We start from the raw sequence: 25,242 nt of genomic DNA, 5'->3' as shown, positions 1-25,242 counted from the left end.
TCTATTGAAAAAGTTTTTAAGTGTATTTCTTTTTCTAGCCATAGCAATGGTTATTGTTGGTTGTTCGAAGGGAAAGGATTCTAGCGGGGAAGCAGATGGTACGGTAACAATTGAATATTGGCAATATGCCTATAAGGCGAAAGTGGATTTAATGGATGAGCTTATTAAAGAGTTTGAAGATAAAAACCCAGGAATTAAAGTAAAGCAGACAACTTTTCCATATGAGCAATACAATGAGAAGGTTGCTACACTAGTTCCAGCTGGAAGAGGTCCCGATGTTATCAATTTATATTATGGCTGGCTGCCAAAATATATTGATTCAGGCTATTTACAGCCTCTTCCTGAGGATACATTTCCAGTGGATAAAATCGAAAGTGAATACTTCTCCTTAGTAAATGCAGCAAAATTGGACGATAAATATTGGGCCATTCCGACTGCGGTTCGTACTCTTGCCCTATTTTATAACAAAGATCTTTTTGAAAAAGCAGGCCTGGATCCAAATAGTCCGCCAAAAACATGGGATGAATTAGTAGATTATGCGAAAAAACTGACAGTAAGAGAAAACGGAAAGCTTGTAACAGAGGGGATGGCGTATGAAATTGGTGCACAGCTGAACAACTGGTTTTATGATGCTCTTGTCTATCAAGCTGGCGGTCAAGGATTGAGTGAGGATCGTAAGCAAATTCTTTGGGATGATACACCTGCTGGTTTAGAAGCATTTACGTATTTAGTGGAATTCGGATCCAAACATAAAGTTGGCGAAAGTGGTTTTTATACAGATGATGTAACAGCATTTAAGACAGGGAATGCGGCGATGAATATTGACGGTTCCTTCCGCTTAGGTACATTGGCGACAGATGCACCTGACTTAAATTATGGGGTTGCGCCACTGCCATCTTATAAAGAAAAGGCTACACAATCTTCGTTCTGGGCAAATGGCATTACGGCTAAAGTAGAAGGAGAGAAATTAGAAGCTTCTAAAAAATTCTTAGCGTTTTTAACAAGTGATGAAGTGATGGAACGCTGGATTGACGAGGTAGGAGAATTGCCAGCAAAAGAAGCGGTCGCAACACAAGATAAATATGTAAACGATCCATTATACGGACCATTCATCGAACAGCTTCCATATGCTAATGCACAATTCTATGTCGACGAAACAGCACAAAGACAATATGTTATTGATGCAGTGAATGAAGTGTTGCTAAATGGAGTTTCAATTGAAGATGCCTACAATGATTTCGCAGCTAAGTCACAAAAGCTATACGATGATTATTGGAGTAAAAAGTAAAGATACTGGAATAAAGAAAGGCGGTAATCGTCTTTCTTTATTCAGAAAGGAGGGTTTTCATGTCTGGGAAGAACCATTCTGCCGTCTCCAAAAAGACTGCTAGATTTACGTTAAAGCAACAAAAATATATCTTTGTATATACATGCTTGCTGATACCTCTTCTTTTTTTTATTTCGATTCGGTTTTTGCCAACACTTTATACATTCAATATCGGGTTTCGGGAATGGGATATTCTATCAGAGGATAAACCATTTGTAGGGATGGATAATTATGTAGCCCTTTTTAAAGATGAAGTCTTTCGTAAATCACTAATAAATACATTTATCTATGTCGTTTTTGGTGTAGTAGGACAGCTGATGTGTGGATTAGGAGTAGCGCTGCTTTTGCAAAGGATTAATAAATTTGTCGGGGTATTTCGCGCTATTTATTTCATTCCCTATGTGACAAGTATTGTTGCGGTAAGCTGGGTGTTTAAATGGATTCTAATGAACAACGGCATTGTGAATGATATTCTCATGAAGTTTGGCTTGGAAGCCCAGCTCTTTCTTAAATCACCTGATCAAGCAATTTATATTATTATCTTAACGATGATCTGGCAAGGGCTAGGTTTTCAAATGATTATTTTCCTAGCAGGACTTGAGAATATTCCCAAAATGTTCTATGAAGCTGCGGAAATTGACGGGGCAGATGGTTGGAAAAAATTTATTCATATTACCTTGCCTTTACTAAATCCAACCATTGTATTTTCCGCAGTCATTGGCAGTATTAGTTTCTTACAAACCTTTACCCAAGTGCAAAATATGACACAGGGTGGACCACTTCATTCTACTATATCCGTTGTTCTTTATATTTATGAATTAGCCTTCCAGCACTTTGATATGGGTCTCGCTTCTGCTGCAACAGTTATCTTATTTCTGATTATTTTAGTTATCACAATCATTCAAATGAAAGTTTTGACAAAGAAATTTGAGTACTAGTTTTTTATGGGGGTGAGGAGTTGAAGAAAAGAAACTATTTAAAAAAATCAATCGTCTATATTCTCTTGACCGTTGGGGCTATCTTTATGCTGTTCCCTTTTATTTGGATGGTATCCACATCCTTTAAGCCGCCGACGGAAGTATATGGACTGAAGCTGCTTGCCGACCACCCTACATTAGAGAATTATCGGAAGATCATGGTGGATACCCTGTTTAGTAAATGGTTTTTAAATAGTTTTATCGTGGCAGTTATTACTACTATAAGTGTTGCATTATTTGATACCCTTGTTGGTTATGTTATTGCTAAATTTTCCTTTGTTGGCAAGAGTATTATTTTCTTATTCATCTTAAGTTCCTTAATGATTCCTACCGAAATGCTGATTATTCCTTGGTATATCATGTCTACTGACTTAGGCTGGGTTGATACGTATTGGGGGATTATGTTTCCAGGCGTAATTTCTGCCTTTGGTATTTTTCTTATGAAACAGTTTATGGAGTCTATTCCAGATGACTTACTCGATGCTGCAAGAATTGATGGCTTAAATGAGTTTAAAATTTTCTTTAAAATCGCCATTCCACAAGTATATCCAGCATTAGCAGCGCTATGTATTTTCACATTTTTAGGAAACTGGAATGCCTATTTGTGGCCGTTAATCGTTATCGAGACAGAAGAAATGCGAACACTGCCAGTCGGCCTTGCCTTTTTCTCCGGTGAAAACCAAACTTACTGGGAAATCGTCATGGCAGGAGCTACCATCGCTGTTGTACCACTAATCATCGTCTTCTTAATCTTCCAACGCCATATTATTAAGGGGATAACGTTGACGGGGTTGAAGTAAGGGGAAGTGGAAAAGAAGTTTTTCCAGTTAGACAAACTTGATTAAAGGCTGATCACAAGCATTAGAGGGAAGTAGTACAACTGTCCCTCTGCTGCCATTCCCATCTATACTTAGACAGATGGGAATTATTTATGATTATTGGTAGATGTTGATTAATGACCAGAACCCATTGCATCCACATGATGGACATGTTTGCTATTAAACCAGATAAATAATACGGAAACTAATACAAATCCAGCTCCAACAAGGAATGGGACAGATGGATTAAATATTTCTGCTAACTTTCCTGCTGTGAAAGGTGCAATGGCTCCACCTATAAAGCGCAAGAAGCTGTATGCTGCTGAAGCGGTAGATCGTTCTACAGGAGCAGCATTCATTACGGCAGTTGTAATAAGCGTATTGTTATTTCCTAATAAGGCACCAGCGAAAATAACTGCTGCGATGATAACCCATTGGGTTGTTGTCCAAATTCCCATAGCAACTAATACAACTGCAAACAAGGTTAACATTGCACACATTGATTTTACGGTTCCAAAACGTTCCTGCAATCTTGGTGCCATAAAAACAGAAGTGACAGCTAATAAAATACCCCAGCCCAAGAATACAAAGCCAAGTCCATGTTCGTCTAAGCCCATTACAAACGGTGCATAGGCTAACAACGTGAAAAATCCAAAATTATATAATGCTGCGGCAATCCCTAAAACTAGTAAGGAGCGGTGTTTTAATGCTCTAAACGGATCTGCCAGGGAAGTTTTAGGTTTAACTGTATTCGTTGTATTCATGGAAGTATTTTTTGGCATTAAAATGAAAATACCGAAAAAGGCAATGATCATTAAAACAGCTACCCCTAGGAAAGGACCTCTCCAGCTCATGGCTCCTAACCATCCGCCTAGTAGTGGACCGACAGAGATACCAAGTCCAATCGCTGCTTCATAAAGAATAATTGCTTTAGCAGTACCACTGTTTGATAGGGACACAATTGCCGCTAAAGCAGTTGCTACAAACAGGGCATTACCAAGTCCCCAACCTCCGCGAAGACCAACAAGCGACCAAATCCCATTTGATAGTCCGCCTAGGCAGGAGAAAATAGCAATGATAACAATCCCCAAGATAAGTGTCCACTTAATTCCAAGTCTGGAGGAGATCATCCCAGTCACTAGCATTGCTACAGCCATCACGGCATTATAGCTAGTGAAAAGCAGCGTTACCTGGCTTTGGGAGGCATGAAGTTTCTCGGCAATAGCAGGAAGGATCGGATCTACGAGACCAAGCCCCATAAAGGCAATAATCCCCGCAAAAAATACAGCCCATACTGCTTTAGGCTGTTTTAATAAACTAGCTTCTGTTTTCGTATTTAAATTGTTTTTGGTTGAATCTGCTGATACAGATTGTGAAGATGACATTTCATTCTCCCCTTTATTTTTTTATTCCCTTTGTTTTTATAGACTAGATTAATTCTTTAAAAGAATTCCTTATAACATCACCGCGACTAATAATGCCTACTAAAACTCCATTTTTTTCAACGGGGACTTTTTTTATTTGCTTTTTACCTAACAGAGCAGCAATCTTTTCTAAATTTTCATCCCAAGCCACTTTAATAACCCTTTTTTTCGCAATTTTCATTACATTCAAATGTAAGAGACTTTGCAATCTATGTTCAAAGTCTTCATCATCCCCTTTAATGACAACCGTATAATAAATACTGTCGATAATATGATCATCATGTTTACCAATGTATCGCAGTACATCTCCATCACTGATGAAACCGACAATCTCATTGCGGTCATTAACGATAGGAAGACCGCTAATTTTATATTGAATGAATTTTTCGATGACAGAACGGACGGTGTCGTTTTCCTTCACTTTATATACTTGGCTTACCATAATATCATGGGCTAACATTTATCTTTCCCCCTTTTTTGGACAAGTAGTTGTATAAGGAAACTATATAATTGTATTATACAACTATATGATGAAACGTCAAATGTTTTTATAGTCAGATGGATTCCTTCCTCCTTACAAATCTTTAATCAAGTATGCTATCATATCTTATAGAAATATTGGAAACGGTGAGGTAGTTAATCAATGGATGAACAATCGCTGGAAGAACTTGAAGTGGAATTATCTATACTGATAAGAAGGGTTACCCATACCTCTTCTCATAAAAAAACTGGCAGTCTGGATCGGTCAGCATACCTGTTATTGCATGAAATAGTGACATCAGGACCTGCCGGTGTTAAAGCGTTAGCAACTGAATTTCAATTAGATGTTTCTACTGTAAGTCGACAGGCGGCTGCGTTGGAGCAAAAGGGCTTTTTGCTGAGAATTCCTGATGAAACAGATGGAAGGGCTTATACGCTCCAGATAACCGAAACAGGATTAGAAGAATTTCAAAAGGAAAAAAAGTTTAGAAAAAGCAGAGTGGAAGAAGTTACTAAATGTTGGACAGAAGAAGACCGTGAGACTTTTGCCAAGTTATTAAAAAAATATAATCAGTCTGCGATGAATGTTCATATATGACTGATTTAATAAGAGAATAGGCATTTGGAAAAAGAAGTGCTTGCTTAAGAGGGAAGGTATTTTCACCTTCCCCTTTTCTATTGGGAGACAAGTGTAATTGGAGGCTATTTGCGTTTTTTGTATGATTTTTATAGGGCCGTTAGAGAGAGGTTCCTTTATGTCTATTTTATTAATATTTTTATATAGTTTGAAAAGCAAAAGAAGATTATTTGCTGGAGATTTAATGTTGATATTCCTTAGTTATGGAAGTGCTCTGATATATAGGGGAAGCACCATTGGGGATTAGTGCGGGATTTGAAGTTTGAAAATAATTAATTTTCTGATATAAAAGTACTATTTTGAGAAAATAAAAAGGGGAATTGACTATCAATTTAGAATATTAAGTCTCGTAATATTACATATTGTGATCAGAGGGGGATTTTTTGGTGGTAAAGAAGAAACTTAAAAAAACAGCACTAGCAGCAGTACTTGGAATTAGTACTCTCTCACTAGGGTTATATGGTCCTCCTGAGAAAGCCGCTGCAGAAGCAGCATATAAAGAAGTTGTCTCCAGTTACGGTGGAGCTCCTATTGATTTAGGCATTGCCAATGATGAGCGGATTATTGAAATGCTGAAAAAAGAGGGAAAGTTAGCAAAGAATGCAAGTACCGGTGAAACGGAAAAAGCCTTACAAAAGTATTTACAAGGCAAAGCAGAAGGAGCTAAAAAAGAAACAAAGGATAAACTGCCGAAAGCCTTATCAAAATTAGAAACAAAGGGAGAAAATGAAACATCTAATCATAGTCTCCAAAAGGGAAAAGGAAATAAATTAGGACAGGCAAAGAAAAATACAGTTGATTCTGTCAAAGAGGAAGCGTATGAAGGGGAAGTTCGTGAAGATAAGGTTCTCGTTTTAGCGATAGATTTTCCAGATTATAAAAAAAGCTCGATTACAAAAGATGAGACAGATATGTTCTATGAAGATTACACACATGAGCACTTTCAAAATATGATTTTTGGCGAAGATGGTTATGAAGGTCCGAACGACGAAAATCTTGTCTCCATGAAACAATTTTATGAAGAGCAATCTGGTGGCAGTTATTCGGTAGAAGGGGAAGTTGCTGGCTGGTACACAGCAGATCATGAGGCCGCTTATTATGGAGGAAATTATCCTGGGCCAGATGATAGTGATGCACGTCCTCGTGAATTAGTCTATGAAGCATTATCAAAAGCTGCACAAGATCCAAATGTAGACTTAAGTGAGTACGATGTATGGGATCGTGATGATTATGATGGCGATGGTGTATATAACGAACCAGATGGAATTATCGATCATTTAATGGTTATCCATGCAGGAGTTGGTGAAGAAGCTGGTGGAGGAGCCTTAGGGGGAGATGCTATTTGGTCTCATCGTTGGAACTTAGGAAACCTAGTTGCAGTGCCAGGAGCTACATCTAATAGCGATCGTTTCGGTGGCTTGCTTGGTGCATATGATTATACCATTGAACCAGAAGATGGTGCGGCAGGTGTTTTTGCGCATGAATTCGGACATGATTTAGGATTACCAGATGAATATGATACGCAATATACTGGCGGCGGTGAGGCTGTGGCTTACTGGTCTATCATGGCTAGTGGCAGCTGGGCCGGAGATATTCCAGGTACGGAGCCGAGTGGATTTAGTGCATATGCTAAGGAATATTTGCAAGGTGCCCATGGGGGAAATTGGTTAAGCGGCACTACGTTAAATGCGGATGAAATTACAAGTAAAGGAACAGAACTACTGCTGGACGAAGCGGTAACAAAAGGAATAAATAATGACGCAGTGCGTATTAATCTTCCAGATAAAACAACAGATGTAAACACACCGGCAAGCGGGAAATATGAATACTTTAGTGGTAGTGGAAATAATATCGATCATTCTATGAAGACAGCAGTAGATTTGACTAATGCCACAAGTGCCGAGTTGACCTTTAAAACATGGTACGACATCGAGGCTGAATGGGATTATGCATCTATTAAGGTAAATGGCGAGACGATTAAAGGAAATATTACCACAAGCGAAAATCCCAACTACCAAAATCCAGGAAATGGGATTACAGGCAGTACCAATGGTGAATGGGTGGATGGAGTCTTTGATTTAAGTGCATATGCGGGACAAAAGGTCGAAATTGAATTTAATTATTGGACCGACGTGGCAGTTGCTAATCCTGGTTTCTATGTGGATGATATTAAAGTGACAGCTAATGGAGCGGAAATATTAACAGATAATGCAGAAGGGGATTCTTCCTTTGCATTAGAAGGCTTTCAGAAAGATGAAGGAAAATTTTATTCAAAACATTATTATTTATTAGAATGGAGATCACAAAATGGAGTAGATGAGGGTCTTGCGCATATTCGCCGTGGTGCTAGTCTCATGAGTTATGATCCAGGTCTTGTCGTTTGGTATGTGGATGAATCATATAGTGATAACTGGACGGGGGCGCATCCTGGAGACGGATATTTAGGAGTAGTCGATGCAGACCAGCATACAAACTACTGGAGTGATGGAACTGTAGGAGCTACCCGATATCAATTAAATGATGCTGCCTTTAGTTTAGCTAAATCTAATAAAATGTTTTTAGATTATGCTGCTATTAACGGAACTACATTAAAAGATAATTTTACAAAACGAACTCCACTATTTGATGATAGTGCTGACTACAGCAACCAAGGAAATCTAGAAGCAGGACGCAATATTCCATCCACCGGCTTGAAAATTCGTATAGTTGGTGAGAGCAAAGACGGTACAGTAGGAAAAGTATTATTATATAAATAATAATAAATAGAAGAGGCTGTCCGAAAAGTCTCTAATATAAAGCAAGAGGAGAAAAAGGCTCGTTTTTCTCCTCTTGCTTTTCTATTCTGTTGATTCTATCCGAAAGTAGCTGGTGGAAATATGTATTGAAATTCCACTTATAAAGAAAAAAATGGAGAGCATGGATTCATGCTTATACAGGTGACCATATGACCCTTGACGGCCCACATGCAAAGGGTGACTTGCGAAGAGACGTGCAGCGGCTTTAAATATTGTACCAACTTCTACTGGTGCAGCTACAGCAATAGGACTGGTCATTCCAAAATTAGAGGGCAATTTAGACGGTGTATCTCAGCGCGTGCCAGTACCGGCTGGCTCGGTGACAGAGTTAGTCGCTGTCGTCAATAAGACGGTAAAGAAAGATGATATAAATACTGCTATGAAAGCGGCATCTTCCGATTCATTTGGATATACAGAAGAACAGTTGGTATCCTCAGATATAATTGGTATAACATATGGTTCATTATTTGATGCTACACAAACAAAGGTTACCTCACTTCCTGATGGGAAGTCTTTAGTGAAAGTTGTGGCATGGTATGATAATGAGAATTCGTATACAAACCAAATGGTTAGAACTATTAAATATTTTGCCGAACTATAATCTGTGGCTTAAAAAGATATGGCACTAAGAACTTATGAGAAGTCCTCAATATCTATTGTCTTTAATACATTTAATACACGCTTGGATTCCGCATTGGGAAGTCGGATCACTGCGTGTTAAAAGCAAATGGCATTTTTGAGCTAAATCAAAGCCGCCATAACTTAATAAATGATGAGGGTGTAATTAATGCACCCTCTTTTTGTATATATGCTTGCGGCTTTAGGATAGAAGGTTCTTATGTATTCAAAGCGGCTGTTTTATTTTGGGAAGGAACCGTTACCCTGCGGTAACGGTTTAGCCTAGATGAAGCTCCCATCCTTTATAAATTCAAAAGAAGTATCAAAATGATGACCAGTCAGGGCGGTCATTTTTTATTCGACACTTTTCATGCAAATTTTGTGCAGGGATGTTTTTTGTACCTTTTTTTCATTTGTAGCATATGGGACACCCCCTTCCCTTTTTTATTTTTCCTTAATTAACTGTACACGACCTACTTGTCCATCTTCTAGGCGAACCTTAATTCCATGGGGATGGAAGGAAGACTTGGTTAATATATCTTTTACAATGCCTGCTGTTCGTTTCCCGGTTCTTTGATCTTGTTTTAGTACTATTTCAACAGGTGTGCCTGGTGTTATGTCTTTGCGATTCTGACCGTTCATTATACACCCATGCGTTTTCTTTGGTTATTTGGCTTTTTGGTTAACTGGCTTTTCATTTTTTGCATTTTTTGATTGCCGCTCAAACTTGCTTTTCCGCCTTGTCCTTGCTGTGCTTTATTTGCCAGCTGCTGCTTCATGGCTTCTTGTAAGCTAATTTTCTTTTTACCTTCTTGTTCCTTTGTCTGCATATCGTTGTTCATATCGTTCACGGATTTTTCCTCCATTATTATCGAAATAAGGTTACTCCCTCATCATAACATCAATTGGGTGTCAGGCACCATAAAAAGACAGAAGCCAAAGGGTGTTCACCTCAGAAGGACAGTTTTTCTGCAAACATATTCTCTTCTTTTTGTGAATAGGCTGTAGGAGAACAGGAATGGATGGTGGTAACGATGGATCTGCCGGTTATTTTAGCTGGGCCATTGGTGCGCAAAGTGGAGGAAACATCAGCTTATCTTTGGATAGCTTTAAGTGGAGAATATCAATTGAACGCCAATCTATATGTGATTCACTTCAATCAAACGACAAAAGAGCATGAATATCAGCCGTTTGACATTCAGTCAGATATACAAGTATGCCGATTAGGAAAAAACTTATATATTTATTTAATCAAACTTCAGCCTATCTCCCAAAACTTTCCCACCCAAACATTGTTAGGATACAATCTAGGGTTTCAAAAAGACAAAACAAGCTATGACTTAAGTGATTTTGGATTATTATCATCTGATAGTCCAGTCTCTATTTGTTATGGAAACTTACAATATCCCACTTTCTTCATTCCAGCAACAGTTGAAAAAAACTTCTTATATGGTTCCTGCCGCAAATTTCTAAGAAAATAATCAATTTATTTTATAAAGAGCACCTCTTTTTTCTTCCTTTTGCGCAACGCTATTGTAAAAGAAGGAAAGAGTAGGAGCTCTTTTCTTTTAAAACTACTAGTCGCCAATAGCACCTGTATTTTTAAAATTTATATAGATTAGAAGATTCAGAAAAGTGTGGTTGCTAATTCCGAGTAAGTGTATTAGAATAATAGAAAATTAAACTCTTTACAAAGATAAAGGGAAGGTTCAGGAGGTTAATCATTGATCGATTTAGTGTATCGTTTTGGCCCTCAAAATTATTATCATTATGCTGGAGTAATTAATACACTACCGAAGTTTTTGGAAGACAACCACATACAATTTCCATTAATAATTCATGGGCAAAAGTCATGGCAGGCTGTTCAACCTTATTGGCCCGAAACTGAATTTCAGAATCCCTATAAAGAAATTTTGTTTGCTGGTGAATGCAGCTATGAAGAAATAGACCGAATATGGAACGAAGCCTTGCACCACCAGCATGATGCCATAATAGGAGTTGGTGGAGGGAAAGTTTTAGATACGGTAAAAGCGGTGGCAAGTAAAGCGAAAATACCTTGTATCTTAATTCCTACATTGCCTTCAAATTGTGCTAGCTTTACCCCCATCAGTATTGTTTATTCTGCTGAAGGAGACCATCTTGGTACAATACGACATAGTCAATCAAATTATATGGTAATGGTTGAACCAGAATTATTAGTTAAAGCACCAATCGAGCATTTGACTTCTGGAATTGGCGATACCTTGGCTAAATGGTATGAAAGTAAAATTCGTTTTAAGAAATTAACAAGTAAAGAAATATCCATTCCATTGGAACTGTCTCATACTGCTGCTAAGCAATGTCGAGATAATATTTTAAAATGGGGTGAAGCTGCTGTTATAGCTGCTGAAGCTAAAAAAAGCAATGCAGACTTCTCTCGCATGCTTGATACGATTTATGCCGTAGCCGGCCTTGTTGGAGGATTGGGAGGGGAGTTTGGGCAAAGCGTTGGCGCACATGCCTTTAATTACGGATATGTCAGTTTGGGGAAAAAGAGACATTTACATGGCAGCCTTGTTGCGTACGGAATATTATTTCAGTTGAGTTTGGAAGAAAATTATGAAGAAATAAAACAATTAGTTCCTTTATATAAAAAATTGAAGTTGCCAATATGCTGGAGAGATTTACATTTATCCCCTGAGAAAGGTGACCTTGAAAACATGGCTGATCAAATATTAAGACCATCCTCTAGAATTTATGCATTGCCAATGGAGCTAACCAAGCAAAAGGTAATAGATGGCCTGGAAAAATTAGAATCATTTATTACAGAAAATGAGGTGGGGTTAAATGCATTTTGATTGCTCTGAACGTCTGGGTAAATTAAAGCCGAAATATTTAGTCGTTCAAAATAAACGGATAAAAGAACTTCAGCAATCAGATAAGCAGGTAATTAATCTCGGAAGAGGAAATCCAGATCAGCCAACTTTTCCCCGTATTGTGGAGTGCCTGCAAGAAGCCATATATGATAAGAACAACCATGGTTATCCACCTTATGGCGGAAAACAAGATTTTAAAAAAGCTATTGTGGATTTTTATCGAAAGGAGTATGGAGCAAATATTTCGTCTAATCAGGTTGCGATCATGAATGGTTCTACAATAGCCTTATCTGGATTAGCACAGGCCCTCTTAAATCCTGGGGATATTGCATTGGTTCCTGATCCTGGTTTCTTTGGATATCAAGCGGCTGTTGAGTTGGCAGGTGGAGAACCATTTTTTGTTCCGATTAGCGAGAATAATCATTTTTTAGTTGATTATTCAAGCATCCCAGAAGAGGTCAGTCAAAGAGCAAAGATTTTATTTTTAAATTATCCGAACAATCCAACAGGTGCAAATGCCACAAGGGAATTTTTCGAAGAAACGATTACATATGCCAATAAATATGGGATTGCTGTCATTCATGATTTTGCTTATGCAGATATCTACTATACAGAGGAAAAGCCAATCAGTTTTTTATCCATTTCCGGGGCAGCGGAAGTAGGAGTTGAAATTTATACCTTCTCCAAAACATTTAATATGGCTGGTTGGAGGAGTGGATTTACAGTAGGGAATGAATCGCTTATCAAACATTTAAGTGCCTATTTACAAAATGCAGTTGGCGGTGTTTTTGGTGGAATACAGGATGCATCTGTGTTTGCTCTATTACATCAACAGGCAGAACGTAATGCCTTAAGAGAGTTATATCATGAGCGGCAATTGTTAGTTGAAAAATGTTTAGAAACGCTAGATTGGGAGTATGTTGCCCCACAAGGAACATTTTTCCTTTGGGCTAAGGTTCCGTTACCAATGAATTCGGTTGAATTTGCCGAACAATTACTAGAAGAAGCGTTGGTAGCAGTGGTTCCGGGCAGTATATACGGCAAAAACGGAGAGGGATGGATTCGCATTAGTTTGGTGACCTCTTTGGAACAGTTGAAAGAATCATTTGAGCGAATAAAGAGATTTTTACTAAGGAAGCGGGGGAATGAAAATGAAAACCTTTCTAAAGCTTAATGCACTTCTTATTGTTGTTATTTCAATAAATCTATTAGCTGCTTGTAGTAATTCTGCTAATTCACAAGAAGAATCGACGAAAACTGCTAGCAAAAGCGAAACGTCAGATAAAAAGGTTATCCGCGTTGGCGCAACTGGTCAAAGTTTTCCAAACTCTTATCAAGAGGATGGAGAATTAATCGGTTTTGATGTGGAAGTACTTGAAACGATTGCAAAGAATTTAGGGTATAAAGTGCAATGGACATTAGCAGGCTTTGAAGGGTTAGTAGGGCAGCTAGGGGTCGGAAAACTTGATACGATTGCTAATGCCTTTGAATATACAGAGGAAAGGGCAGAACAATATAATTATTCGACAACTTATTCTTATACAAGTACAGGGATTGCTGTTCTTAAAGATAGTCCTTATGATTCTGTAAAGGATTTAAATGGACAAACAGTTGCTGGAGTATTAGGGTCTAATAAAATTAATGTATTGGAAGATTATGTGAAGAAAAATGGATTAGATATTGAAGTCAGACAATATGAAACAAGAGATGGTCCACAATCGGATACAATTAAGGGTGCCGTAGCAGGTTATGTCCAAGGAAAACCTATTTTGCAAGCAACAATAAATAAATCGAAATTACCTCTGAAAATATTAGAGGATGACTTAAAGAAATCAGAAATTGGTTTCCCGTTTGCAAAAACAGAACAAGGGGATGCGTTAAGAAAAGCGTTTAATGCAGAAATAGAAAAGCTGAGAGCGGATGGAACACTAGCTGAAATCTCGGAAAAGTATTATGGAGATGATATTACTTCTGAGGAGTAACGAGAAATTTATTGAATTTTTGATTAATTAAGTGGAAGAAAAGTTTTCTATTAAATAGTGTATAGGCTTCTTCGTGTAGAAGAAGCCTAATTATATTTTGTCCTTTTAAATTGCGAGTTTAGAACGTCTGTTTTTCCTCAATTATGAATGTGTGGAACGTTAAAAAATAATAACTTAATAAACGCTGTCAAATGAAAATTATAAAAAAAAGAAAAAAGTATGGGATTAACCACTTCGAATATGTTAGAATAGTCAATAATTCAGATTAGTTTTGTTGGAATTAATATTTTGATAATTTAATAATTTAATAGTATTAATATTGGTATTAGGAGAGGATAGGAAATGGGTTCACATGTTGTAGCTTTAAAAATGCTGCAGAACAATTTTAGTACAGAAGAAATGCGTTCTGTGTGGGATGATAAAAATAGATTACAGAAGATTCTGAATGTAGAAGCAGCTTTAGCATTAGCAGAAAGTGAGTTAGGGATCATTCCAAAGGAAGCCGGAAGAGCCATAAAGCACGCTTCAAAAGTAGAAAATTTTGATATTGAAGAAATTGCAAAAGAGTCTGCTAAATTAAAACATTCCTTAATGGCTACAGTTAACCATTTGCAGAAACTATCAGGTGATTATGGAGAATATGTTCATTATGGCGTAACAACACAGGATGTAACAGATACAGCGATGATTCTTCAATTGAAGGAAGCAGATGAAATCATAAGAAGAGATACAAAAAAAGTAGCAGAGCTTCTGATTGGTTTAGCATCCAAATATAAGAAAACGCCGATGCCAGCAAGAACACACGGAATGCAAGGACTGCCAACCACATTTGGCTTTAAGCTCGCAGTCGTTTTAAGTGAGTTTGAACGTCACCTAGATAGATTAAATAGCGTCCAATCACGGATTTTTACAGGTGTTCTTGCTGGTGGTGTTGGTACATATGCCGCTTTAGGAAGCATAGGACCAAAAATTGAAGAACGGGCATTGGAGATTTTAGAACTTAATGCGCCAACGATTTGCTGGCATTCCTCACGTGACCGAATTTCGGAGTATGGTTCAGTGCTAGGACTAATAAGTGGTTCGTTAGGAAAGCTAGGAAATGAATTCTATAACTTAATGCGGACAGAAATTGACGAAGTGGAAGAGCCGTTTTCAGCAGGAAATGTGGGCTCAACTACGATGCCGCATAAACGTAATCCAGCTATTTTTGAAGGAATTGCCAGTCTGACAAAACCTGTCTTACATAGTGTTGCCTTGCTGCATGAATCATTAGTGATGGAACATGAAAGGGATGCGATGAGCTGGAGAAGTGAATGGATAGCCTTACCAGAAATTTGTTTATATTTATCCTCTCAATTGAAAAGTATGCTAACCGTTCTGGAAGGGCTTGTAGTGAAACCTGAAAACATGCTGAAAAACTTGGAGCGATTAGGTGGACTGATTTTATCAGAACGTGTCATGTTTGCTTTATCAGAAAAAATAGGTAAACAAACTGCCCATCATCTTATATATGAAATCGCAATGGAATCTGCTGAACAAAAAACTCCATTTAAAAGATTGCTTGGTCAGAATGAAAAGGTGGCTGCTGTATTGACAGAAGAACAAATTAATCAGTTATTAGATCCAAGTCAATATATTGGCTTAGCTAGTGAGAAGGTAGATGAAGTAATTGCTTCGATTAGAAATGGGGGACTTTTAAGTGAGTAATTTATCTTTTCATCAAGCAACTTCCAAAGATATTCCCGAATTACTTGATCTATCTCTAAGAGGATATGCCTCTATTCGAGAGCTGGGAATTCACTTTGCTGCTGCAACAGCAGATGCAGAATTGGTAGAAAAGAATATCAAGGAAAATATATGCTTCTATTTACGAGATGAAGGCAAAATGGTTGCAACTGCTTCTGTTCGCATGCCATGGAGCAGTCATCCTGGTCCATTTGAAATTCCCCATATTTGGTGGGTTGCTGTTGCTCCAGAAGAAAAAAGAAAAGGATACGCAAGCAAAATCCTTCATTATGTGGAGGAAAGTTTTTTAAGAGATACACTTCATTGTCCATCTGTATCGCTGGGCACGGCGAAGGAGCATCCTTGGCTTAGAGAAATGTATGAAAAACGGGGATACAAAAAGGTTGGAGAAACGGATTTAGGGAAAGGTCATATTACCATCTATTTAGAAAAATTACTTTTAGCAAAATCATATAAGAAAAGGTAGGAATTGATAATGTGGAAGAAACTGACTGTAATCATGAGTATAGCATTTTTATTATTATTATCTGCTTGCAGCGGAAACGATAATAAAACAGAAAATGGGGGATCCTCAAAGGAGCAAAAAACACTCCGTGTAGGTTCAACCGCACAAAGTTATCCAAATGGATATGAGGAAAATGGTAAATTAGTAGGTTTTGATATAGAAGTATTAGAGAAAATCGCAAAAAATTTAGGCTATCAAGTGGAGTGGGTTAGATCAGACTTTGCAGGTTTAATGGGGCAATTAGAAACCAAAAAAATTGATACAGTGGCAAACTTTGTTGCTGTTACAGATGAAAGAAAAGAAAAGTATCAGTTTTCAGAGCCGTATGCCTATGCAGGTGCTACCATTGTTACAAATAAAGACAATGCATATGATAGTTTAGATGATTTAAAGGGCAAAACAGTATCCGGAGTATTAGGTTCGAATAATGTGAAGAACTTAGAAAATTTCGATCCTGACATCATCCCTAAAACATATGAAAACCGTGATGGTGCAATGAATGATGCGATTAATAAACGTGTCGATGGTTATGTTAACTCTAAATCTTCTTTGATCGCAGAAATTGAAAAAGGAAATTTGCCATTGAAGTTTGTAGGGGAGCCATTTGTGTATGAAGATGTTGCTTTTCCGTTCCTTAAAAATGAAGATGGAGAAGCTTTGGCAAAAGCATTTAATGCTGAAATAAAAAAATTACGTGAGGATGGTACCTTAACAGAAATATCGAAGAAATATTTTGCAGACGAGGATATCACCGTTAAGGAATAGTTTGGAGGACCAGTATGAATCTTAATTTAGATTTTCCATATTTAGTTGATATATTACCAGAACTGTTGGAATTCATACCGCTTACTTTATTTCTTGCTGTTCTATCCATGGTTTTTGCCATCATTGGCGGATTGATTTTAGCTGTGATATCCAGATCGAATATCCCAGTATTAAAGCAGCTTGCCGCTGTATATATTTCGTTTTTTCGTGCCATTCCAACACTGGTTCAATTATTTTTAATTTATTATGGGCTGCCACAAATCTTTCCAGCTCTAAGTGCGATGACGGCTATAACAGCAGCGATCTTAGGGCTTAGTTTAAAACAAGCAGCATTTTTAGCAGAAATATTCCGTGCTGCACTGAATTCGGTTGATAAAGGACAGGTGGAAGCATGTTTATCAGTTGGAATGACAAAAGTGCAAGCCTTTCGTCGAATTGTTCTACCTCAGGCGACGCGAAATGCTATTCCTGCAACAAGTAATATTTTTATTGGTTTAATTAAAGAAACCTCATTAGCGTTTACTTTAGGAGTAGTGGAGCTTTTCGCCCAAGGGAAAATAATTGCTGCTAGTTCTCTTAAATTTTTTGAAACCTATTTGGCTTTAGCGCTGCTTTACTGGGTGTTAATTATTCTTGTTACTTTCGTTCAGCGGGCTATTGAAAAAAGAATGGAAAAACCGTATTTATCATAAAGGAGTAGTAGGATGATAGCTGTTACAAATCTAAAAAAGAGGTTTGGAGAGAATATAGTATTAGATGGTGTTAATTTAAAAGTTAACCGTGGAGAAGTGTTGGCTATTATCGGACCGTCTGGATCTGGAAAGTCAACATTGCTCCGGTGTTTGAATTTATTAGAGCTGCCTGATGAAGGGGTTATTCAAATAGGCGAGACAAATGTAAATGTACAAAAAATGGGGCGGAAAGATATTCATCAGCTTCGCCAGGAAACAGCGATGGTGTTTCAAAACTATAACCTTTTTAAAAATAAAACTGCCTTGCAAAACGTTACGGAATCCTTGATTGTTGCTAAGAAAATGAATAAACAAGATGCAGAGAAATTAGGGAAAGAACTTTTAGTGAAGGTAGGGCTTGAGGATAAGTTTCACCAATACCCTGCCACATTATCAGGCGGACAGCAACAACGTGTGGGCATTGCTAGAGCGCTCGCTGTTAAGCCACATGCCATTTTATTTGATGAACCAACCTCAGCACTTGATCCAGAATGGGTTTCAGAAGTGCTGCAAGTTATAAAAGATATTGCACAACAAAATACAACCATGATTATTGTGACCCATGAAATGAAATTTGCGGAAGAAGTGGCTGACAGAGTGATTTTTATGGCAGATGGAAATATCATTGAAGAAAATGAGCCGAAAGAATTATTTCATCATCCACAAAATATAAGAACAAAACAATTTTTAAAAACTTTAGAAAGAGATGAATAATAAATCATGAACATGTCTCCTGAACTATTAAACGATTTAATTGTCAAACGAAGATATTTGCATGAGCATCCAGAGCTAGCTTTTGAAGAATTTCATACAACGGAATTAATCAAAAAATGGTTAACAGAACAGGGTATTGCCATTGTTGAACTTGGTCTAGAAACAGGAGTTGTTGCGGAAATAAAGGGAGCGTTTGCGGGACCAACCATTGCTATTCGGGCAGATATTGATGCCTTGCCGATAATAGAAGAAACAGATGTTGCATTTAAATCAAAAAATGAAGGGAAAATGCATGCCTGTGGTCATGATTTCCATACAACTGCTATTTTAGGAGCAGCGATTCTAATCAATAGTCAAAAGGACAAATTACATGGAAATGTAAGATTTATTTTTCAGGCTGCCGAGGAAATTGCTCAAGGTGCAAAGAAATTTGTAGAAAAAGGAGCAATAGAAGGAGTAGAAGCAATTTTTGGAATGCATAACAAACCTGATTTGCCAGTAGGAACGATAGGGGTAAAATCAGGTGGACTTATGGCAAGTGTAGATAAATTTAGTTTAAGGTTTATCGGTGTCGGAGGTCATGCTGGTATACCACATCGTGCTATTGATCCGATTGTTATGGCTAGTCAATACGTAACAGCAGTTCAGTCAATTGTCGCAAGAAGAATGGATTTGTTTGATAATGTAGTAGTCAGTATCACAAGCATCCATGGAGGAAATACATGGAATGTCATTCCAGATGAAGTCAAACTAGAAGGTACTGTTCGAACATTTCAGCCTAAAGCTCGTGAGGCAGTTCCGACAATAATGAAAAAGCTAGCGGCGTCTATTGCAGAGGGAAATGGTGGTTCGGTTGAATTTGTTTGGGATGATTATCTTCCCGTGGTAAACAATCATCAAGATTATGAAGATATTGTCCGAGCCACAGTTTTGGATGCAGGGTATAATGTCGTCGATGCTGTGCCAAGTGCCGGTGGAGAGGACTTTGCGTTTTATCAAAATTATATTCCGGGATTTTTCGTTTGGATGGGAGTGGATGGACCCCAAGAATGGCATCACCCTAAGTTTGATTTACAGGAAGAGGCCATTAAAGTGGCTGCTGAATTTTTTGCTAAGCTAGCGGAGAACCTTTTGAAAAATGACTGATTTAACAAAAGCGATAGTTGACTTGATTCAATCCTCCCCGTCTTACAAGGAGCTTACTAATGAGACAAAAAAGAATTTGGAAAAGGGAGTATTCGATTATTTTCTGGCGTGTTTTGCCAGTGTGAGGTTCGATATAAACTTTTCCACTGTTTTACGTACTGCTATTTATCCTGCTGGAGAGGGAGCAGCAATAATCGGCACGGATTCAAAGGTTCACCCTTTTGATGCTTGTTTAATTAATGGGTATTCTGCACATGCATTAGATTTAGATGATGTTCATTCTGAGATTAGAGGACATCCGTCTGCGATTATTTTGAGCTTATTACATGCCCTAATAGAAAAGAAGCGTGATAGAGACCGCTTCTATGAAGCCTATTTAATAGGAATAGAGACGATGAAGTGTTTTGCTCAACTATTAGGTGCCCAGCATTATGAAAAAGGGTTCCATACAACTGCGACTGCGGGAATTTACGGAGCAGTTGCAGCTGGAGCCCATTATTTACATTTCGAAACAGAGAAATTTTCGCAAGCTATTAATTTATGCGTATCCAAATTAAGTGGTTCTCGGAGTCAATTTGGAACAATGGTGAAACCGCTGCATGCTGGTCTAACTGCCCAAAGTGCTTGGCAGATTCTTCATTTTGTTGATAAGGGAATCGCCGGAAGTAATAATACCATTCAAGCAAAAAATGGTTTACTTTCTATGTATGTGGAGCAGAGAGGAAATCCATACGAGGTTTTTGAAAAATGGGGAGAACCTTGGACTATAGATAAACCTGGATTATGGTTCAAATTATATCCATGTTGTTCTGCAAATGCACATGCCATTGAGGCCATTCAGAATATAAAGGCACAAAGAAATTTTTCCATTGATGAGGTTGCTTCTGTTGATTTGTATTTCCCTCCCAATGGTGATGCTGCATTAGTTTACACGCGCCCGAAGAATGGAGAACAGGGGCGTTTTAGTGTAGAATACTGTGCAGCTTTATTATTGCGGGGTGAAGCATTATCTATTGAAAATTTTTCTGTCAATCAAATTGCCGATGATATTCAAGAAGGAATAAAAAAAATTCATCGAAAGCATGATCCTGCAATTCCCGTAAAAGAAATTAGTTATCCAAAAGGAAGATATTGTATAGCTAAAGTAATGTTAAAAGATGGTCAACAGTTGGTATCTAGAGTAGATGCACCAACAGGCTCACCAGCTAAGCCGCTTAAAATGAAGGATTTAGCCAATAAAGCAAACACATTATTAGGCGAACAAGCCAATACTTTAAATAAGTACTATGCTGCAGGAATAGAAGGCTGGTAACAGAGGGGCGGTTCTTGTGAGGTCATTTGGCCATCAAGAACTGTCTTTTTGAGCAGGAGAATATCTTTAAGAGATAAAATTCATTCTTTTCCCTCTTTGAACATGCAATGGGTCCCAATGTTTTAGGGACCTTTTTTATTTTAGAAATTTGTCCAGGTGGCTGCTGCATGAAAGAATAACAAGGTATAATAGAACTAGAATTTTGAGGTGACTAAATGAAAAAATCAATTGGAATTATTATAGCATGTTGTATCTTTATCCTTTCTATTATAAGCATTGTCTATTCTAGTTGGTCGAATCATACTAGAGAAGCAAAAATCTCTAATGGGCAAATAAATCTTACATCTGTATCGTTTGATAATAAAGATATCATTCACTTAAATGGGGAATGGGAATTTTATAAAAATCAACTGATTACTCCAATTCCAAACAAGAATATATTTGATTCATATGAGAGGGAGTTAAGATACGTCCCTGGATTATGGAGTGATAATAAGAGTAAGGCTCCTTTTATTGCGGGAACTTACCGAATTACAATTACAGTTCCGAAAGATGGTCTTTATGGTATAAAAGTAAATGCTGTCAATCATGCCAGCAAGTTATTTATCAATGGGATAGAAGCAGGAGAGAGTGGCAACCCATCGAAAGATAAATCAGACTATCGTCCATATATTCGAAAATATATCGGTATAGGAAGAAGCGAAAATCATAAGATCGAAATTGTTATTCAAGCAGCAAGTCATAATCAACCGCTGCGAGGCGGAGTAATACAACCAATAGAATTTGGATCGGCAACTCAAATATTAACAAGCAGAGAAAGTGATAGAACAATTGAAACTTTATTATTAGGCGGTTATTTAGTCTTAGGGGTATTCTATCTTTTTAGCTTTTTTTATCGAATGAGGGATATCCATCAATTATACTTTAGTCTTTTTTGTATTCTTCAAGGGGTATATGTAGCTTTTATCAATGAAAAGATAATCGAGCTAGTTATTCCTAGCATAAGTGTTTACTTGTTATCCAATATACAGCTGTTATTATTTCATAGTGCTTTGCTCTTCTTTTTATGGTTTATCCATGGGTGTTTTAAGGAGTTTACTAGTCAAAAGGTGATTCAGGTTATCAGCATTCTGCTTATGATAGACGGATTATTATATGGCGTTCCAGGTGTTAGTGCAAATCTATTATGGTTCCTTCCTATTTTCACCAAACAAATAATGATTGTCCTATTAGTAGCACCAGCCTATGTGTATATAGGATTTGTTTTGATAAAGGCTCTAGTAAATAAATCAGAAGGTTCCCAGTATCTTATTATCATTGTGTCATCGTTTATCAGTTATGGTCTTGTGCTTGGGGTTAATTTTCTCTTTGCTACAGAAATAGGCAGAATCCCTCTTATTCTATTTTTATTTATGACGATTGGCCTTGCTTTATATATGGGACTACGATTTTATCAGGCTTTTATTAAAATAGAAAAACTATCAGAGAGTCTGCAAGTACAGGATAAATTGAAGGATGAGTTTCTAATAAAAACTTCTCATGAACTTAGAACTCCTTTGAATGGAATTTTAAATTTATCTAGGCTGATGCTAGAGGGCAAGGAAGGACCACTTTCTATAAAGCATCAGGAGAGCCTAGCACTGATCCATAATGTTGGGAAGCGTTTAGCAAATTTAGTGGAAGATTTATTAAATGCTTCTGATATAAAAACAAATAATATTGCATTATTCCCAAAAAGTTTAAATTTAAAAATAATAGATGAAGTCATAAAAGAGATGTATCTTTTGGTTCCTGTAAATAAAAATATTACGATTTCCAACAAGATAAATGCCCATCTGCCCAATGTGTATGTCGATGAGGCTAGGCTTATCCAAATTTTTTATAACTTAATTTCGAATGCTATTAAGTACACGGACAATGGTGAAATCACTATCACGGCAGATGTCATTAATAATAAAATGGAAATCACTGTTACGGATACAGGAATGGGAATAAAAGAAGAAGAGCTAGAGCAAATTTTTACGACATTTTACCAAAGTGAAAGAACAATCAACCGAGGAACAGATGGACTGGGATTAGGGCTGGCTATTACGAAGCAGCTGGTCTTAAAATCCGGTGGCGAAATTTTTGTGAAATCAAAAGTGGGACAGGGCTCTCAATTTTCCTTTACCCTTCCTTTAGCTAGTACAGGGGAGAAATTGCCAGTTGAAACACTAGTCCGTCCAGAGGAGTCTATCGTTAAATCTCAAGAAAACAAGGAAAAGTTACAACTTCCGCTGCCTTTAATCGAAAATGGCAAAAGTCCTTATACCATACTTGTTGTCGATGATGAACATGCAAATTTAAAAGTGGTTGTTAATCTGTTAAAACTGCTTAACCATAGTATAATTGCAGTAGATAATGGAAACATGGCATTGGAAATAATCAAAGAAAGAAAAATAGATTTATTGGTGGCAGATTTAATGATGCCCGAAATAAATGGCTATGACCTCTGTAACATCATTCGAGAAGAATATCATTTAGTCGAATTACCAATTTTAATTTTAACGGCTTCAGGGCAAATAGCAGATTTAACAAAGTCCTTTATCAGAGGAGCCAATGATTTTTTGCGAAAACCTATTGAGCCAGAAGAATTAAATGCAAGAGTGACATCGCTTTTAACGATGAAAAATGCCGCAGAACAGGCGGTAAACAATGAACTTAATTACTTTTATGCCCAAATAAAACCACACTTTTTATTTAACACATTAAATAGTATCATCGGTTTAAGTTATAGGGACATGGAAAGAGCCAGAGAAGGGTTATATCATTTATCCACTTATTTCCGCGGAAAACTTGATTTATATCGAAAACCAACCCTGATCTCTATACAAGAAGAAATGGAATTGGTTCAGGCATATCTAGCAATTGAACAATTGCGCTTTGGCGAAGACTTACAGGTGAAGTTTGATATAGAAGAAGATATTCAGATGGAAATTCCGGCCTTAACTATTCAGCCTCTTGTCGAAAATGCAGTTCAGCACGGATTTTCTTACAAGAAAAAAGGTGTGATTTCTATCATAATAAAAAGAGTGGAACCAAAAATAGTTAACATTATTATAAGTGATAATGGAAAAGGAATGAACGAAGAGTCAAGGAATAGGTTACTTCAAGGTAAGAGTAATGGGATGGGCTTTTCCAACGCTTTAAAGAAGCTAAAACTGCTTAAAAACTCAAAACTCTTACTCGAGTCTACAGAACATCAGGGTACTAAAATAATCATCATACTTCCAGAGGTGAGAAGGAATGAGGGTCATAATAATTGATGATGAAAAGTGGGCGATCGAAGTATTAGTACGCCAACTTAATAGATTAACGAATGTAAATATTGTGAAGACATTTACCAATCCGCTTGAAGCCTATCGGGAGCTACCGAAATTAAATGTGGATGTAGTTTTTCTTGATATTGAAATGGGAGAAGTGGATGGTCTAGAATTTGCAGCAAAGCTACTCGCTTTGCCGACACACATGGATATTATCTTCGTTACTGCCTATAATCAGTATGCGTTAGATGCATTTGAAGTAAATGCAATAGATTATCTAATAAAACCTGTCACTATTGCTAGATTGAAAAAAACTTTTGATAAACTGCGTATTTATGGACGAGCAGATTCACAAGTTTTAACTGATAAGAAACAGAGATCCCTATATGCAAACGTGATGGGAGGATTTCAACTGCTTGATCAGGATGAAAGTGTTGTGAAGTGGCGGACCAAAAAGGTTAAGGAGCTGTTTATTTATCTTTGGCAGCACAAGGGGATATTAGTGCATAAGACAAAAATTATTGACAACTTATGGACAGATATTCCAATAGATAAATCCTTAACATTATTGCACACTTCTATCTATCAATTAAGGAAAACACTCAAAATATTAGGATTAGAAGATCCCATCGTCTTTTTAAATGATCATTATAAATTTGATTGCATTATTAAAAGTGATATAGATCGGTTGTTAGAGATTTTTGCTAAAAAAGTGGTATCAGAGGAAATGATAGAAGAAGTTCTCTCTCTCTATAAAGGTGATTACTTGGAGGAAGAAGATTTCGAATGGGCCATCGGGAAACAAAAGCAAATAAAATCCCAGTTTGTAAATTTTTTAGAACAATATATTGAGGGAAAACTTGAGCGTGTAGAAAAATCAAGCAGCATTATTATAAAATCTTTAGAAAAATTAGTAGAGATGGAGCCATATAGTGAAAAATATCTCGCATATGCTATTAGATATTTGGGGGAACAAGAAAGTAAGCAGGAGCTAATTCGCTTTTTTGAATATTTTCAAGAAAAGTGGTCGAGTGATCTAGATTTGCCTTTACCCAAGGAGTTATTTGATTTGTATCAGCAATATATAGTGAAGCTTTAGAAAAAGAGG

The 25,242-nt window shown here is 37.2% G+C and carries 22 protein-coding genes and 1 pseudogene; 19 read left to right on the top strand and 4 right to left on the bottom strand.

All coding sequences use genetic code 11. The annotated features are described in order from the left end of the window. The first annotated feature begins 4 nt into the window (after nt 1–4). The 3 genes from NSS71_RS16355 to NSS71_RS16345 are packed head-to-tail and all read left to right on the top strand — an operon-like array spanning nt 5 to nt 3,104. Nucleotides 5–1,288 (top strand): extracellular solute-binding protein, encoded by a 1,284-nt coding sequence (locus NSS71_RS16355; RefSeq protein ID WP_235844469.1) that lies wholly within the window; start codon nt 5–7, stop codon nt 1,286–1,288. 59 nt (nt 1,289–1,347) lie between these two features. Continuing rightward, a complete protein-coding gene (locus NSS71_RS16350; protein ID WP_095259248.1) occupies nt 1,348–2,265 on the top strand; it encodes a carbohydrate ABC transporter permease in 918 nt (305 codons plus the stop codon). A gap of 20 nt (nt 2,266–2,285) precedes the next feature. Then, on the top strand, nt 2,286–3,104 hold the full coding sequence (locus NSS71_RS16345; protein ID WP_235850138.1) for a carbohydrate ABC transporter permease: 819 nt from the start codon (nt 2,286–2,288) through the stop codon (nt 3,102–3,104). A gap of 152 nt (nt 3,105–3,256) precedes the next feature. Here NSS71_RS16345 and NSS71_RS16340 read toward each other — a convergent pair whose 3' ends face one another. Then, nucleotides 3,257–4,507 (bottom strand): MFS transporter, encoded by a 1,251-nt coding sequence (locus NSS71_RS16340; RefSeq protein WP_047942090.1) that lies wholly within the window; start codon nt 4,505–4,507, stop codon nt 3,257–3,259. Between the two features lie 43 nt (nt 4,508–4,550). Further along, complete coding sequence (locus NSS71_RS16335) at nt 4,551–5,006, bottom strand: CBS domain-containing protein (RefSeq protein WP_061798199.1); 456 nt, start codon at nt 5,004–5,006, stop codon at nt 4,551–4,553. Between the two features lie 183 nt (nt 5,007–5,189). On the opposite strand from NSS71_RS16335, the gene NSS71_RS16330 reads away from it, so the two are divergent. The 3 genes and pseudogenes from NSS71_RS16330 to NSS71_RS16320 all read left to right on the top strand — a co-directional run. Beyond that, on the top strand, nt 5,190–5,624 hold the full coding sequence (locus NSS71_RS16330) for a MarR family winged helix-turn-helix transcriptional regulator (protein WP_047942092.1): 435 nt from the start codon (nt 5,190–5,192) through the stop codon (nt 5,622–5,624). Between the two features lie 425 nt (nt 5,625–6,049). Continuing rightward, complete coding sequence (locus NSS71_RS16325; RefSeq protein ID WP_341151824.1) at nt 6,050–8,419, top strand: immune inhibitor A domain-containing protein; 2,370 nt, start codon at nt 6,050–6,052, stop codon at nt 8,417–8,419. A gap of 164 nt (nt 8,420–8,583) precedes the next feature. Beyond that, nucleotides 8,584–9,059: pseudogene (locus NSS71_RS16320) on the top strand (type I glyceraldehyde-3-phosphate dehydrogenase); the annotation flags it as partial. A 461-nt stretch (nt 9,060–9,520) separates the two neighbouring features. On the opposite strand, the gene NSS71_RS16315 reads toward NSS71_RS16320, so the two are convergent. Next, complete coding sequence (locus tag NSS71_RS16315; protein ID WP_047942094.1) at nt 9,521–9,718, bottom strand: YwbE family protein; 198 nt, start codon at nt 9,716–9,718, stop codon at nt 9,521–9,523. Continuing rightward, nucleotides 9,718–9,918 carry a hypothetical protein gene (locus tag NSS71_RS16310; RefSeq protein WP_095259271.1) on the bottom strand — a complete coding sequence of 67 codons (201 nt, stop codon included), beginning with the start codon at nt 9,916–9,918 and terminating at the stop codon, nt 9,718–9,720. Before NSS71_RS16310 ends, NSS71_RS16315 begins: the two co-directional genes overlap by 1 nt. Nucleotides 9,919–10,098: 180 nt before the next feature. Here NSS71_RS16310 and NSS71_RS16305 point away from each other — a divergent pair, with 180 nt between their 5' ends. The 13 genes from NSS71_RS16305 (at nt 10,099) to NSS71_RS16245 (ending at nt 25,233) form a co-directional block, all read left to right on the top strand. Continuing rightward, nucleotides 10,099–10,557, top strand: coding sequence for a hypothetical protein (locus NSS71_RS16305; RefSeq protein ID WP_061798196.1), 459 nt, complete (start codon nt 10,099–10,101; stop codon nt 10,555–10,557). A gap of 243 nt (nt 10,558–10,800) precedes the next feature. Next, nucleotides 10,801–11,913, top strand: coding sequence for an iron-containing alcohol dehydrogenase family protein (locus tag NSS71_RS16300; RefSeq protein ID WP_061798195.1), 1,113 nt, complete (start codon nt 10,801–10,803; stop codon nt 11,911–11,913). Then, nucleotides 11,903–13,105 (top strand): aminotransferase class I/II-fold pyridoxal phosphate-dependent enzyme, encoded by a 1,203-nt coding sequence (locus NSS71_RS16295; protein WP_251689161.1) that lies wholly within the window; start codon nt 11,903–11,905, stop codon nt 13,103–13,105. The genes NSS71_RS16300 and NSS71_RS16295 overlap by 11 nt, the downstream gene beginning before the upstream one ends. Next, nucleotides 13,083–13,913 carry a transporter substrate-binding domain-containing protein gene (locus tag NSS71_RS16290; RefSeq protein WP_095322503.1) on the top strand — a complete coding sequence of 277 codons (831 nt, stop codon included), beginning with the start codon at nt 13,083–13,085 and terminating at the stop codon, nt 13,911–13,913. The genes NSS71_RS16295 and NSS71_RS16290 overlap by 23 nt, the downstream gene beginning before the upstream one ends. Before the next feature lie 342 nt (nt 13,914–14,255). Next, nucleotides 14,256–15,620: an adenylosuccinate lyase gene (purB, locus tag NSS71_RS16285; RefSeq protein ID WP_336044596.1), complete on the top strand. Its 1,365-nt coding sequence runs from the start codon at nt 14,256–14,258 to the stop codon at nt 15,618–15,620. Continuing rightward, nucleotides 15,613–16,125: a GNAT family N-acetyltransferase gene (locus NSS71_RS16280; protein WP_061798187.1), complete on the top strand. Its 513-nt coding sequence runs from the start codon at nt 15,613–15,615 to the stop codon at nt 16,123–16,125. Before purB ends, NSS71_RS16280 begins: the two co-directional genes overlap by 8 nt. Before the next feature lie 6 nt (nt 16,126–16,131). Continuing rightward, nucleotides 16,132–16,929, top strand: a complete 798-nt coding sequence (locus NSS71_RS16275; RefSeq protein WP_235844471.1) for an amino acid ABC transporter substrate-binding protein — start codon at nt 16,132–16,134, stop codon at nt 16,927–16,929. A gap of 14 nt (nt 16,930–16,943) precedes the next feature. Further along, a complete protein-coding gene (locus NSS71_RS16270; protein ID WP_047942102.1) occupies nt 16,944–17,621 on the top strand; it encodes an amino acid ABC transporter permease in 678 nt (225 codons plus the stop codon). Between the two features lie 12 nt (nt 17,622–17,633). After that, on the top strand, nt 17,634–18,374 hold the full coding sequence (locus NSS71_RS16265) for an amino acid ABC transporter ATP-binding protein (RefSeq protein ID WP_061798183.1): 741 nt from the start codon (nt 17,634–17,636) through the stop codon (nt 18,372–18,374). A 3-nt stretch (nt 18,375–18,377) separates the two neighbouring features. After that, entirely contained in the window at nt 18,378–19,520 is a 1,143-nt protein-coding gene (locus tag NSS71_RS16260) for an amidohydrolase (RefSeq protein ID WP_321198309.1), read from the top strand. Beyond that, nucleotides 19,513–20,832 (top strand): MmgE/PrpD family protein, encoded by a 1,320-nt coding sequence (locus NSS71_RS16255; protein ID WP_095259253.1) that lies wholly within the window; start codon nt 19,513–19,515, stop codon nt 20,830–20,832. Before NSS71_RS16260 ends, NSS71_RS16255 begins: the two co-directional genes overlap by 8 nt. A gap of 215 nt (nt 20,833–21,047) precedes the next feature. Further along, a complete protein-coding gene (locus NSS71_RS16250; RefSeq protein WP_095320869.1) occupies nt 21,048–24,137 on the top strand; it encodes a hybrid sensor histidine kinase/response regulator in 3,090 nt (1,029 codons plus the stop codon). Next, nucleotides 24,118–25,233 (top strand): response regulator, encoded by a 1,116-nt coding sequence (locus NSS71_RS16245; RefSeq protein ID WP_047942105.1) that lies wholly within the window; start codon nt 24,118–24,120, stop codon nt 25,231–25,233. The genes NSS71_RS16250 and NSS71_RS16245 overlap by 20 nt, the downstream gene beginning before the upstream one ends. Nucleotides 25,234–25,242 lie beyond the last annotated feature (9 nt).

It is taken from the genome of Niallia sp. FSL W8-0951 (genome assembly GCF_038006525.1).
GTDB lineage: Bacteria > Bacillota > Bacilli > Bacillales > Cytobacillaceae > Niallia > Niallia circulans.
Note: the sequence above shows the minus strand (reverse complement) of the source record. Positions and strands in the feature narration are given on the sequence as shown.